Annotated in this window: 12 protein-coding genes; 4 read left to right on the forward strand and 8 right to left on the reverse strand. The window is 70.5% G+C overall.

Features of this window, described 5'->3' with window-relative positions; genetic code table 11:
* Positions 1 to 3: 3 nt before the first annotated feature.
* The gene (locus ACZ67T_RS33950; RefSeq protein ID WP_469989184.1) at positions 4 to 1506 is read right to left on the reverse strand and encodes an APC family permease; all 1503 of its coding nucleotides are present in this window, start codon (positions 1504 to 1506) and stop codon (positions 4 to 6) included.
* A 229-nt stretch (positions 1507 to 1735) separates the two neighbouring features.
* Here ACZ67T_RS33950 and ACZ67T_RS33955 point away from each other — a divergent pair, with 229 nt between their 5' ends.
* Entirely contained in the window at positions 1736 to 3130 is a 1395-nt protein-coding gene (locus tag ACZ67T_RS33955) for a flavin monoamine oxidase family protein (protein ID WP_469989186.1), read from the forward strand.
* Positions 3131 to 3144: 14 nt separating this feature from the next.
* Positions 3145 to 4023 (forward strand): TetR/AcrR family transcriptional regulator, encoded by an 879-nt coding sequence (locus ACZ67T_RS33960; RefSeq protein WP_469989188.1) that lies wholly within the window; start codon positions 3145 to 3147, stop codon positions 4021 to 4023.
* A gap of 82 nt (positions 4024 to 4105) precedes the next feature.
* On the opposite strand, the gene ACZ67T_RS33965 is transcribed toward ACZ67T_RS33960, so the two are convergent.
* Both ACZ67T_RS33965 and ACZ67T_RS33970 read right to left on the reverse strand, forming a co-directional pair.
* Positions 4106 to 6187 (reverse strand): SpoIIE family protein phosphatase, encoded by a 2082-nt coding sequence (locus tag ACZ67T_RS33965; RefSeq protein WP_469989190.1) that lies wholly within the window; start codon positions 6185 to 6187, stop codon positions 4106 to 4108.
* Positions 6188 to 6325: 138 nt separating this feature from the next.
* Positions 6326 to 7483 (reverse strand): D-alanyl-D-alanine carboxypeptidase family protein, encoded by a 1158-nt coding sequence (locus tag ACZ67T_RS33970; RefSeq protein ID WP_469989192.1) that lies wholly within the window; start codon positions 7481 to 7483, stop codon positions 6326 to 6328.
* Positions 7484 to 7675: 192 nt separating this feature from the next.
* On the opposite strand from ACZ67T_RS33970, the gene ACZ67T_RS33975 reads away from it, so the two are divergent.
* Complete coding sequence (locus ACZ67T_RS33975) at positions 7676 to 7903, forward strand: hypothetical protein (RefSeq protein ID WP_469989193.1); 228 nt, start codon at positions 7676 to 7678, stop codon at positions 7901 to 7903.
* A 31-nt stretch (positions 7904 to 7934) separates the two neighbouring features.
* Here the strand turns inward: ACZ67T_RS33975 and ACZ67T_RS33980 are convergent, their stop codons facing one another.
* From ACZ67T_RS33980 to ACZ67T_RS33990, 3 genes are all read right to left on the reverse strand, one after another.
* On the reverse strand, positions 7935 to 8750 hold the full coding sequence (locus ACZ67T_RS33980) for an SAM-dependent methyltransferase (protein ID WP_469989195.1): 816 nt from the start codon (positions 8748 to 8750) through the stop codon (positions 7935 to 7937).
* A 114-nt stretch (positions 8751 to 8864) separates the two neighbouring features.
* The gene (locus ACZ67T_RS33985) at positions 8865 to 9644 is read right to left on the reverse strand and encodes a class I SAM-dependent methyltransferase (protein ID WP_469989197.1); all 780 of its coding nucleotides are present in this window, start codon (positions 9642 to 9644) and stop codon (positions 8865 to 8867) included.
* A gap of 252 nt (positions 9645 to 9896) precedes the next feature.
* The gene (locus ACZ67T_RS33990; RefSeq protein ID WP_469989199.1) at positions 9897 to 10226 is read right to left on the reverse strand and encodes a hypothetical protein; all 330 of its coding nucleotides are present in this window, start codon (positions 10224 to 10226) and stop codon (positions 9897 to 9899) included.
* A 274-nt stretch (positions 10227 to 10500) separates the two neighbouring features.
* On the opposite strand from ACZ67T_RS33990, the gene ACZ67T_RS33995 reads away from it, so the two are divergent.
* Entirely contained in the window at positions 10501 to 10797 is a 297-nt protein-coding gene (locus tag ACZ67T_RS33995) for a YciI family protein (protein WP_469989200.1), read from the forward strand.
* A gap of 40 nt (positions 10798 to 10837) precedes the next feature.
* Here ACZ67T_RS33995 and ACZ67T_RS34000 read toward each other — a convergent pair whose 3' ends face one another.
* Together ACZ67T_RS34000 and ACZ67T_RS34005 are read right to left on the reverse strand one after the other, a co-directional pair.
* Positions 10838 to 11788, reverse strand: a complete 951-nt coding sequence (locus tag ACZ67T_RS34000) for an endonuclease/exonuclease/phosphatase family protein (protein WP_469989202.1) — start codon at positions 11786 to 11788, stop codon at positions 10838 to 10840.
* A 53-nt stretch (positions 11789 to 11841) separates the two neighbouring features.
* On the reverse strand, positions 11842 to 12936 hold the full coding sequence (locus tag ACZ67T_RS34005; protein WP_469989204.1) for a hypothetical protein: 1095 nt from the start codon (positions 12934 to 12936) through the stop codon (positions 11842 to 11844).
* Between the last annotated feature and the right edge of the window lie 120 nt (positions 12937 to 13056).

Raw genomic sequence — 13056 nt, forward strand, 5'->3', positions numbered from 1 at the left:
CGTTCAGCGGGAGATGCGCTCGCGCGGGGGCCGGTGCTCGGCGGCGGCCGCGGTCTCGTTCGGCGCCCCGGTGAAGAACCGTGGTGTGACGCGCCCGTAGGCCAGCATCAGCAGACAGCCGAGGAGGAGCGTCCCGACGCCGATGATGAAGACTCCGCCGACGCGCCAGTGAGGTGCGAAGGGGAGGGTCCAGGACGTGTAGCTGTTCACCGGGTCCCAGTCGTTCTTCAGGCTCCACAGACCGGCCGCGACGAGGGTCAGGCCGCCGATCGCGGGCAGGGTGAGGCGCAGCCAGAAGTCGGCGGCGCCGCGCCGCCATTCGGTGCGGTGGGCCCAGGCCGAGGTGAGGCCCGTGAGGCCGTAGTAGAAAGCGATCATGAGCCCGCAGGAGGACACGGCGTCGCCGATGACCTGACCGTGGCTGAGGAAGTTCATGACGACATAGCAGACAGCTCCCGCGACACCGGTCGCGATGGTGCTGAACTGCGGGATCGAGTAACGCGGGTGGACCTTCGCGAACACGCGCGGCGCGGCTCCGCGACCGCCCATCGCCAGGAGCGTGCGCCCCAGGGAGAGCACGGTCGTCTCGGTGGACGCGGCCGCGGAGGACAGCACCATCAGGACGAGCAGATGCCACAGGCAGGACCCGAAGCCGCTGTCGCCGAAGACGGCCTTGCCGATGGCGGAGAAGACGTCACCGAAGTTGTCGGGGTTGCCGAGCCCCGTGCCGGTCGTGCCGATGCCGGCGAAGGCCAGGGTCGCCACGGTCGCGACGAGGTAGAGGACGAGCAGCATGACCGTGGAGGAGACGGCGGCGACGCCGGGTGTCCGGTGCCGGTCGGTGGTCTCTTCGTTGACCGTGAGCGCGGTCTCCCAGCCCCAGTAGATGAACAGCATCAGGACGAGGCCGCTGACGAACGCGCTGGGTGAGGAGATCTCGAACGGGTTGAGCCAGGACCAGTGCGGATGCCGTGCGCCGGCACCGGCGTTCCCGGTGTAGACGCGCACGAGGGCGACCACCGAGAAGACCGCGAGCATGCCGAACTCAAGGAAGAGCAGGGCACGTTGGACGGCTGCGGCCACCTCGATGCCGCGGTAGCAGACGGCCGTCATGAGGGCGATCCAGCCGAGCCCCACCAGGAGGACCCAGGGGCTGGACGGGTCGGTGCCGATGCCTTTCGCGCCGAAGAGGATGAAGACGTACTGGCCGGCGACCTGGGCCAGGCTCGCCATCACCAGGGTGAACGAGGTGATGATGGCCCAGCCGCCCATGAAGCCGACGCGTGGGCCGAGGACGCGGGTGGCCCAGGTGAAGATGGTTCCGCAGTCCGGCTCCTGGCGGTTGAGAGCGGCGTAGCCGAAGGAGACGAAGAGGATCGGAACGAACGCGAGCACGACGATCGACGGCGCCTGGAAGCCGACGAAGGCGACGATGAACGCGAGGGTCGCGGCGAGGCTGTAGGCAGGGGCGGCGGACGCCACCGAGAGGATCAAGCTCGTGGTCATGCCGAGCGCACCGGTGCGCAGGCCCTTTTCCTGTGAGCTGTCTGGTGCGGCTTCCGAAGTGGTGTCAGGTGAGGTTGCCATGGGCGGACCCCCTGTCCGGGGTGGGTGGCGAATCGCAAGATTGATGCGTGGGTCAATGATGCTGGCGGCACCGGGCGTGTCAAGGCTCCCGGGCAGATTTATCGCAACGATTGACGGAGGGTTCAGTCTTGCGACATGCTCTGCGGCCATGTGGGAACAGACCGAAATGGACCTGGTCGAATCCGAGGTGGTCGTCGTGGGCGGCGGCTACGCGGGACTGGCCGCAGCTCTTCGACTCCACGACGCGGGCGTCGACTTCACCCTCGTCGAGGCGGCCGATCGCGTGGGCGGCCGCGTGCTCACCGAGACCCGGCCCGCCGGGGTGACGCTCGATCACGGTGGCCAGTGGGTCGGCCCGACCCAGACACACCTGCTAGCCCTCGCGGACCGCTTCGGCTGCGCCACCTTCCCGACCTGGGAGACCGGCAAGCACGTCGAGGTGTGGCACGACGGCGCCACGGTCCCCTACCTCGGCGCGGCACCGGCCGACGGCCCCGGCATCGCGGAGTACACCCGCGTCAGCGAAGTCCTCGACGCGCTCGCCGGGACCGTGGACACCCAACAGCCCTGGCGCACACCCCGGTTCGCGGAGTGGGACGCCCAGACGGCCGAGTCGTTCTTCCGCGCCCAGACCGGCGACGCGGACGCCCGGCGCCGCCTGGCACTCGCCGTGCAGGGCCTGTGGTGCGCGGAGCCGTACGAGATCTCCCTGTTCCATGTGCTGTTCTACATCGCCGCCGCCGGCGGGTACGAGCAGCTCATGGAGACGCGGGACTGCGCCCAGGACAGCCGCTTCGTCACCGGAGCCGCCGGCCCGGCCCGCGCCGTCGCCGACCTCCTCGGCCGGCGCGTCCGGCTCGGTGAGGAGGTCCGGTCGATCGAGTACGACGAGGACGGCGTCCGCGTCCGGACCACGTCCACCGTGTTCGAGGCCCGCAGGGTCATCGTCGCGCTGCCGCCACAGGCGGTCCGCACCATCCGCTTCACCCCGGGGCTCCCCGTCAGCAGGGACGGCTGGCTGTCCCACAGCCCGATGGGACGCGTCGCCAAGGTCCACGCGGTGTACGACTCCCCGTTCTGGCGGGCCGCCGGACTCTCGGGCGTCGCCACGCTCTACGACGACGGACCGGTGGGCGTCGTGTTCGACAACTCCCCCCACGACGCTTCCCGGGGCGTCCTCGTCGGATTCGTGTACGGCGACCGGGTCACCGACTGGAGCGACCTCGACGACGCCGGCCGCCGTGAGGCCGTACTGGCGAGCTTCACCACCGTCGTGGGGGAGGAGGCGGAACGTCCGCTCGACTACACGGAGAAGATCTGGTCGCGGGACACCTTCGCGAAGGGCGGCTACGAGGCGTACGTGACTCCCGGCGGCTGGACGGGATACGGGCGACGCGGCTGGCGGGAACCCACCGGGACCCTGCACTGGGCCGGAACGGAGACGGCTAGTCTGTGGAACGGCTACATCGACGGTGCCATTTCGTCGGGCCTGCGAGCGGCCGACGAGGTCGTGTCCGCACTCTCATCGCAAGCGGAAGGCTGAACGGGCCCAGCGCAATGACGTCGAGCCAAGACGGGGCAGAGGACATCGCGGACGACACCGCGACCCTGGCGGACCGGGCGCGGCTCGTGGTGCTCTCGGCACCCATCAGCCAGCGGGAGTTCGCCGACCGCGTGGGCATGGATCCCACCGCCCTGTCCAAGGCCCTGCGCGGCAACCGCCGCCTCCAGGACCACGAGGTCGCCGCGATCGCGCAGGTCGGCAAGGTGTCGCAGCGGTATCTGCGCACCGGCGCGGGACGGCCGCCCGCCACGGCGGGCGGGCAGACCGTGCGCCGCCGCGCCGACGCCGTGGACGCCGACCTGCGCCGCGCCCAGATCCTGGAAGCCACCGCCCGCCTCATCGCCCGCCGCGGGTTCCACAAGGTACGGGTCGCCGACATCGCCCGCGCGTGCGGCACCAGCACCGGCACGGTCCACTACCACTTCCCGACGAAGGATCACGCCCTGCGGGCCGCCCTCGTCTTCTACGCCGACCGCTTCCACGCGCGCCTCGAAGAGGAGTTCAGGACGGCCGACACCACCGTGGAGAAGCTGCGCCGGCTCATCGAGGTGCAGCTGACGACCACCGAGGAGGACGCCGACGAATGGTCGGTGTGGGTGCAGTCGTGGAACGAGGCCATCCTCGACCCGACGCTCAGGGAAGGGCAGAAGGGCGTCCACGTCCGCTGGCGCGAGATCGTCCTCGACCTGCTGCGGACCTGCCAGCGCGAGGGAATGGCGCAGGGCGCGGACGCGGAGGCCATGGCCGGCCGCTTCACCAGCATGGTCGACGGCATGGCCATCCAGGTCCTCGCGGGGACGGGCGACATGGACGCGGCACGGATGCGCGAGCTGTTGCTGGATGCCTTCGAGCCGTACATCACCCTGCGCTAGCGGTGCTCGACGCAGAGCCCTGGGTGTTGCGTCACCGTCCACCTGACGACCCGGCAGGGGAGAAGTCTCGTGTGTTCCCTGTCTAGATGAGATCGAGGGACAGCTCGCACCACACCGTCTTGCCGTTGCCGCGGGGTTCGACGCCCCAGGCGGTGGCGAGTTCCTCGATGAGCATGATGCCGCGGCCGGAGGTGGCACGTTCGGGCGCGGCCCGGCGGCGGGGCGACGCGGTCGACGTGTCGCTGACGGCCAGACGCAGGCCCCGGCCGCTGTGCAGTACCGGTCTGGCCGTCAGCGTGGCACTGCCGTCGGTGTGCACCAGGGCGTTGGTGGCGAGTTCGCAGGCGAGGAGTTCCGCCGTGTCACTGAGAGCCTCCAGAGACCAGCTGTGCAGCGCCTCGCGCAACGCGATCCGCGCGTTGCGCAGAGCGTCGGGATCGGTGGGGGAGATGACCGCCTCCATACGCGGTGCCGGGGTCGCCTTTCCCCGGGACCGGTGCAGCACCAGGAGAGCCACGTCGTCCTCCTCGCCAGTGAAGGGGGCCATGCTGTCCAGCAGATGGTCGGCGAGTTCGTCGGGCGGCCCCGGTCCTGCCGCCAGCGCGTCGAGGAGCCGCTCACGCCCCTCGTCGATGTCCTCGGCGCGCGACTCGATGAGCCCGTCCGTGCACAGCACCAGAGTCGAACCGGGTTCGACGACGGTCTCGAAGACCGGGTACGCGGGCTGGCCACCGGGCGTGTTGAGACCGAGGGGCAGGCCACCACGGATGTCGAGCCAGGCACAGCTTCCGTCGGGGGCACGCAGTGCGGGCTCCGGATGGCCCGCGCGCACCACCGAGGTCATCCCCGTGAGCGGATCGACGAGGGCCATGAGACAGGTGGCGAACCGGTCGGTGTCGAGTTCGGCGAGGAAGGCCGAGGCGCGCGCCATGGCCGTGGACGGCGGATGCCCCTCGGCGGCGTACGCACGCAGAGCGATGCGCAGCTGCCCCATCACGGCGGCGGCCGTCACATCGTGGCCCTGCACATCGCCGACGACGACGGCGATCCGGCCGTCGGGCAGTGTCAGCGCGTCGTACCAGTCACCACCGATGCCGCCGCGGGCCCGCGTGGGCCGGTAACGGGTCGCGAGGTCCACGCCGGGCACGTGCGGCAGGATCCCGGGGAGCATCGCCGTCTGCAGCCCCGCGGCGAGCTCGTGCTCCTGGTCGTAGAGCAGTGCCCGCTGGAGCGACTGCGCGATGACCTTGCCGAGCGCCGTCAGCACGGTCCGCTCGTCCGGCGGGAAACTCGCCCGCCCGTCGTACGTGAGCCCGACGGCACCGATCGGGGTGTCCTGCGCGATCAGCGGCAGGTACACCGCTGCCGCGGCGTCCGGGAAGTGCGACAGGTACGGCGTCAGCGCCGGAAAGCGGGCGACGAAGTCCAGCCTGTTCGTCACGAACACCGCCTCGCGGTTGCGCGCCGCCTCGGTCAGCGGCAGCGGCTCGCTCAGACGTGCCAGGTGAAAGTCCTGGATGAGACCCTCGTGGACGCCGTTGGAGCCCACCAGCACCATGCGGCCGTTGTCGATCAGGCCGAGGATGATGCTGGAGGCACCTATCCGCTCCATCAGGCGCGAGTCGGTGAGGGCCTCCGCGACGTCCTCCACGGTGACCGTCGGCACGAGCGCGTCGCTGACGTGGACGACGACGTCGGACGGCCGTCGCTGATCCTCCCTGGCCTGCCGCAGCTGCTCGGTCTGGTCCACCGCGCGCAGCTCCTGGCTCGCGTCGCGGATGACCCCGATGACCCGCACCGGACGGTTGTGCTCGTCCCGGACGATGTGGCCCTGCGTGTGTGTCCACTGCAGCCGCCCGTCGGGGTGCCGCACCCGGAAATAGAGGCTGAATCCGGAGCGCTCCCGCAGCGCCCTGTCCAGCAGCTCCTCGATGGCAGGCAGCTCGCTGGGCACGATCCGCTCACCCAGGGTGGCCAGCCGGCCGTCGAACTCGCCGGGCCGGAACCCCATGACGGCCAGCCCTCCGTCGTCATACTGAAACAGCCCGGCGGCCACGTCCCACGAGAACGCGCCCATGCCGTTGACCGCCAGAGCGACGTGGGCGGCGGCCTCGGGATCACTCTGCGTATCGGGCACGCCGCTCGGTTCGATGGAGCGATCCATGAAACCTCCTGGCCCGTACACCCCCGATAACCGTGGGCGCGCCGGTTCGCGGCTGCGCCGGGCGTGGCCACCTCCTCATTCTGCGCGTCATCGCGGAGGGGCGCCTGTCCGGCGCCGGGCCCCGGTGCGCGCGGGCCGTCACCTGGTGGGGCGCCTGCGCCTGCGCCGGACAGCCCTGATGACGAAGGGCACGCAGGTGAGACCGAGGAGGGCGACGGCCGCTCCCAGGTGACGGGTGAGGCCGGACGACGTGTCCTTGGCCGTGGTGGAAGCCTGCGCGGCGACGGCACCGTGATGGGCCGACTCCGGGCGATGTGACGGGGCGGGCGAGGCCGACTCTCGCTCCGGGCCCGCCCTCACGGCGCCGGGAGCGGCCGCGAAGCCCCAGTCCAGGAGTTCGCGGCTCTCTTCATAGACGGCGTTGGACGACTTGTCCTGCGGGTTCATGAGGGTGACCAGGATCGTGCGGTTGTCATGGGTCGCGGCGGTGACAAGTGTGTTGCCGGCCTCGGACGTGTATCCGTTCTTCACGCCGATCAGCCCCGGATAGGGCTCCACGCCGTGGGATCCGACCAGCAGACGGTTGGTGTTCTGGATGCCGAAGGAGTCGGAGCCGCCCACGGCCGGGAACTGGGCCCACTTCGTGGAGCAGTAACGACGGAAGTCCGGGTTCCGCAACCCCGCCTCCGCGAAGAGCGACAGGTCGTACGCGGATGAGTACTGCCCCGGGGTGTCGAAGCCGTCGGCCGTGCGCACCGAGGTGTCGTGCGCGCCGAGCCGGTCCGCGGTGGCCTGCATCTGAGCGAGTGTGAGATCCATTCCGCCGTTCAGTCTGGCGAGGGTGTGCACCGCGTCGTTGCCGGAGCTGAGGAACACACCGCGCCACAGGTCGCCGACGGTGTACCTGGTTCCTTCGTGCACGCCGACGAGGCTGCTGCCGGGAGCCACGTCGGCGATGTCGGCAGTGACGGCCGTGTGCTCGGCGGCGGCGGGCAACTTCGGCAACAGAGCCAACGCGAACAGCGTCTTGAGGGTGCTGGCCGGCGCCAGGCGAAGGTGCGGCGCCTTGGCAGCCAGCAGTTTGCCGGTACCGACGTCGGTCACCGTCCAGGACAGGGCGGACAGCTCCGGCGCGTCCGGCGTCCCCGGCGCGGTCTGGACCTGACCGCTCACGCCGTCGGAGCGCGGCACCGCGGCCGCGACGCCGCCGACCGGACCGACCACGAGCGCCGCACCGGCGACAGAGGCGACAACTGACTTGGTAATACAGGGGTAAAAGCCCACAAATCGTGCCATGGCGGCAACCTAGGATCGTTGCCCTTGTCCTGCCATCGCACTTACGCCATCCGGCGGGGGCCGGAAGACTCCATGTGGCGGTGAGCGGTTCCCGCCTCAAGGCCCCCGGCACGGAGCCCGTCGGTGTGTCATGAGGGCGCTGTCCCGAGGGTGTTGTGCAACATGCCTCGGCGACCTGCGAGACTTTCCCGCGTGAGTCATTCCCGCCGCCCCTTGGGCACCGGACCGAGCCGCGACCAGGCCTCTGCGCCGGTGCGCGCCGCACGAGGCCGCACGGCTGCGGAGCGCGCAGGCGCTGCCCCGCAACCACTCGACCCCTTCCCCGACCCGGACCTCGCCGACGACGCGGACCTCACGGACTCCGGCCGCCGCCGGCTCGGCGCCGGCCCTTGGTCGCCGCAGGACCACCCGGACGCGTAGACCGATCCGCCGCCTCGGCCCCCGGACGTGCTTACGGCTTGCGGGCGAGGCCGCCGTGTTCGGCGACGAGCTCCGGGGCCGGAGAGGTCGATTCGGGGCGCCAGAACGGCACCGAGACCACGCCGGGTTCCAGGAGTTCGAGGCCGTCGAAGAACGCCGTGATCTCGTCGACCGGGCGCAGGAAGTAAGGGACGGCCCCGGAGCTGTTGTAACCGTCCTGGGCCTGCTCGAAGCCGGCGTCGAAGCCGCGCGACCCGTCGTTGATGGAGAGGTAGCTGCCTGACGGCAGTGCGTCCATCAGCCGCTTCACGATGGTCCGCGCCTGCTCGTAGTCGCCCATGTGGCCCAGGATGTTGCTGAGGATCAGGGCCGTGGGGCGGGTGAAGTCCAGCGTCTCGGCGGCCGCCGCGAGGATGCGGTCGGGGTCGGACAGGTTCGCGTCGACGTAGGCGGTCGCACCCTCGGGGGTCGAGGTGAGGAGCGCGCGGGCGTGCGCGAGGACCATCGGGTCGTGGTCGACGTACACGATCTTGGTCTCGGGGGCGAGCCGCTGGGCGACTTCGTGGGTGTTGTCCACGGTCGGCAGGCCCGTCCCGATGTCCAGGAACTGGCGGATGCCCGCCTCGGTGACCAGGTACGAGATATTGCGGCGGAGGAAGGCGCGACTGCTTCGGGCGATGGTGGAGATCCCGGGGAACACCGCGCTGTACGCGTCGCCCGCCTCCTCGTCGACCGGGTAGTTGTCCTTCCCGCCCAGCCAGTAGTTCCAGATCCGGGCGGAATGCGGAACCGACGTGTCGATCTTCTGGTGAGCCGCAGCTCCGGGCGTCGTCGCGTCGTCCGTCATGGGTACCGTCCTGCTTCCAACCGAGGCGTGAACTGTTTCCACGGCACAACCTACGTCCCAACAGTCCTGGTACGCACACCAGTTCGCACGATCAGCCACGAGAGTTGATGGCACTCACAGACGCCGGACGCGCAGCACGCCGGTCAGCATCGGGAGGGTGAACTCGCCGCGGGCGGTCTCCGGTCTGCTCGTGAGGAACGCGCGGATCGGGGCGAGCGTGGCCTCCCGTTCCTGTTCCGGCATGACCAGGATCCCCGCCTTGGTCGCGAACGTCGCGACGAGGGAGTCGGCGGTCCGGCGCTGCCCGTGCGGGAACTCGGTCTGCTCCGGGGAGCCGAACCGGGCGGCCAGGCCGACACGTGGAAGGTGTGCGCCGGCTGTCTCGGCGCGCCAACTGCTGCGTGTGTCCCGCGGGCCGATGGCTGCGCTCCCACTGACGCGCTCGAGTTCGCCGACCCAGCCGACCTGGTTGTCGAAGACGTTCCACAAGCCGGCCAGCACCCCACCGGGAGCGAGGACCCTGGCAATCTCGGGTCCCGCGACGTCCATGTCGAACCAGTGCATGGCGTTGCCGGCCACGACGGCATCGACGGACGCGTCAGGCAGCGGTACCGCCTCAGCACTACCCGGCAGGGCGCGGACGGTCGGCAGCGCGCGGCCCAACTCGGTCAGCATCGCCGGGTCGGGTTCGACCGCGATGACCTCGGCGCCGAGCGCGACCAGCGCGGCGGTCAGCTTGCCCGTTCCGGCGCCGAGGTCGAGCACTCGCGGGCCTGGCGCGGGCTCGAGCGCCCAACGCACCGCGGCCTGCGCGTAGTCCGGGCGGTGCTCGGCGTATGCGGGCGCCGCGGCACCGAACGACGAGCTGTGCAGTAGCCGTTCGTCCTGTTCCACATGACGACCGTAGCTGTGCCGCGCGGTCCGTGTGCCCCCTTTTGGACTTGTGGCCGCGGCGGACGCGCAGTGCCTTCGCGGACACCCTTGGCGGACGGCTTCAGCCGTCAGCGGCTGAAGTGGTGCAACGTGGCGACATCGCCGGAGCACGCATCCCCGCGGGTGACGCCGTACTCATCTCCCTCGCCGCCGCTTCATGCGCAGGCGCGAAGCCGCCCGGACGGAGGAGGTCCCCCCGACGCGTCAGCGGGCCTAGGGCGAGGCCACCAGCATTTCGAAACCAGCCCGGTCGCAGTAGGAGGTGACCCTGACTGCGCTGTAGTGAATGTGGTGGACCACGGCCTCCTCGGTGTCACGCAGGATGTGACTGCCTTCCGTGTCCAGGTGCTCCTGGTCCAGCACCTTCGCCGCGTCGACGACCATCTGAGCCGATACGGAGTCGACGTCATGTGCGGCGTCGTCCTGCTGCCACTGGCCGAACTGGGCACAGAACCGCTGCTGTTGGGCCTCCGCCTTTTTGGGATCCGTGCTGTCGCCGAACGAGCATCCGCCGGTCAGGCCCAGGCACAGCGCCACCAGCACCGCCGCTGTCGTAGCCGTCACCCGTCCGGAACGAGATCCACCAAGCCGTCCCCGCACCACAATCCCCCCAAGCCGATCCCACCGGCGTGGCTCGCCTGGATGAGGGCTCCACGGACGGGATACTGATCTTTTCGCCAGACCGGGCAGCATAATCGCACAGCGATCGCCCCGACCCACCTCAGACTCGGACCTGACCTCAGGGCTCAGACCTCAGACCCACCCCGGACTCGGCCTGACCCCGGCCCACCCCAGACTCACAGGAGAGAACGCCCCGATGCCCATCTACGCTGTGACCTACACCTACACCGACGACTCCGAGGCCCGCGGCACGCTCCACCCCGCTCACCGGGAGTTCCTCGGCACGCTCGTCGAGCAGGGGATCAACCTCGTCTCGGGCCCCTTCACCGGTGGGGAGGCGCCCGGCGCGCTGCTCCTGTTCCGCGCGGCCGACAAGCAGGCGGCGCTGGCAGTCACGGACAAGGACCCGTTCCGGGTGAAGGGACTCGTCAGCGATGTCTCGGTCCGGGAGTGGTCCCCGGTGCTCGGACCGCTCGCCGACCAGCTGGCCTGACATCGTGTGCGGCCGCCGCCGACCAGCGGTGGCGGCCGCGCTACACACCCTGGCCCAGTGCGATCCGGGCGGCCACGGGCAGGTGGTCGCTGCCGGTTTCGGGCAGCGTGCGGATCTGGGTGACCGTCGCCGAGCGGGCCATCACCTGGTCGATCCGGGCCACCGGGAAGGCGGAGGGGAAGCTGAACGCGAAGCCGCGCTCCGCCGTGTTCATGCGTGAGGTCAGCGGGGCCAGCCCGCGGTCGTCGACCGTGCTGTTGAGGTCGCCCAGCAGGATCACCGGCTTCACCTTCTCGGCAGCGACGGCCTGACCCAGCATGCGGGCGCTCTCGTCGCGCCATGTGGAGCCGAGGCCGCTCGCCCCGACGCGGACCGAGGGCAGATGCGCGACGTACACCGCGATCCTGCCGCGCGGCGTGTGGGCCACGGCGCGCAGCCCGCGCTCCCAACTCTGCGTGATCCCACGAGGTTTGATGTCCACCGTCCGGCAGTCGGTCAGCGGATGCTTCGACCAGAGTCCGACCGTGCCCCGGACCGCGTGGTACGGGTACTGCGGCGCCAGTGTCCTGTCATAGACCGGCCGGGCCACCGGGACCAACTCCTCCAGGGCGATGAGGTCGGGCCCGGCGTCGGCAAGGGCGCGCGCTGTGCCCGCCGGGTCGGTGTTCACGTCACTGACGTTGTGCTGCACCACGACCAGGTCGTGCGCGCCGGGTGTCTTCCCCGGCAACAGCAGCCCCCCGCAGAGGTACGTCCATGCCGTCACGGGCAGGAGCAGGGCCACCAGCGCTGCGGCCGAACGACGCACCAGCGCCAGGACCAGCAGCACCACGACCACCAGGCCGAGCCAGGGCAGGAACTGCTCCAGCAGACTGCCCAGGTGTCCCACGGAGTTGGGCACGGCGCGGTGGAACGCCAACAGTCCGGCCGTCACCACGGCAAGCGCGGCGAGCACCCGCCCCCGTGCCCAGGCCGACCGATCCCGCTTCACCCTTGGCGTCCCCTCTGCTTCCCCGCACCGCTCGCGCCGTTCCCCCGCGGCACTCACGTCCGTGTCGCGGTTCCGCACTCCGCATCGTCGGAGCCCTGCATGCGCGCGTCCATCGACGTGCTCCGGTCGTACGGGTCGACCCCGGGGCCGGTTCCCGGGCCGGACGCGGCGCGCGCGGAGGGGAACTCCGGGACGTAGAAACCGGTGTCGTTGTCACAGCCGCCGTTGGCGGTGTCCGACTTGTAGGAGACGAGGGAGAACGTCCCCGGCTCGGTGAACACCTTCGCCGGGTCGTCCCAGCTCATCACCACCTCGCGGCGCACGATCGTGCGCGCGACCTCGTCCCTTCCCTCCGCTGCGTGCGCGACCGGATAGACGTACGTGACGTCGGTGGTCACCTTGACCGCACCGCGCTTGCCCTCCCCGTACGTGATCCGCCCGCGCGTCTTGACCACGTCCCCGACGAGACGCACCTTGTCCGTCGCGAAACGGCTGAACAGCAGCAGAGGATCGTCTTCCTGGCTCGGCTCGCGGAAGGCGGTAGCCAGGTAGTCCTGGACGTCCTTCTGCTTCGGATTGATCAACGAGATCGCCTTCTCGGGCGGCCGTCCGAGAAGCACACCGGAGTCCAGATTGGACGCGGCAAGAAAGTCCCTGGACCTGTCGAGCGCCTGCGAGACCTGCGCCTTGCTCATCCAGCCGGTGGCCCGTGCCTCGGGGACGGTGATCCCCGCCGTTCCGTCACCCCACTGCGCGGCGGGCGATCCCTTGAACGGCTCCTGGAGGGTGGGCTGTTGGGCCGACTCCGTCGCGGGCGGCCGGCCGGGACGTTCCGACTCCGCGGCGAGCGGTGTATCGCCGCCACCTCCGCCGGCGAACCAGTCGGTCACGCGCCCGGGATCCAGCGCCACGAACAGCATGCCTGCGGCGACGAGCAGACCGACCACGTACCAGCCCTTGCCCCGCCGCTGCCGGGCCGGTTCGTGCGTCCGCCACCCCGCGGGCCGCCCGGTCTCCTCCCGCAGCCGTCGTGTCACCATCCGGGCCCGGGCCGAGGGTTCCTCGGGCGCGCCCTGTGTCCCGGCCTCGGCCTCCTTCTGGAATCGCTCCCACTCCTCGTCCGATATGGACGCCCCACCCTTGCTCACGATGTGCTCCCCGCCCCTTCCGCGGTACCTGACGCGGTGCTTCACCTTCACCGCGTCCAGTCGGCCGATGGCATGGCTGCCGCCTCGGCGTCGCTGATCTTAAACCGTGAGTACGTGGGG

The sequence above is a fragment of the Streptomyces sp. NPDC107517 genome, assembly GCF_055582645.1.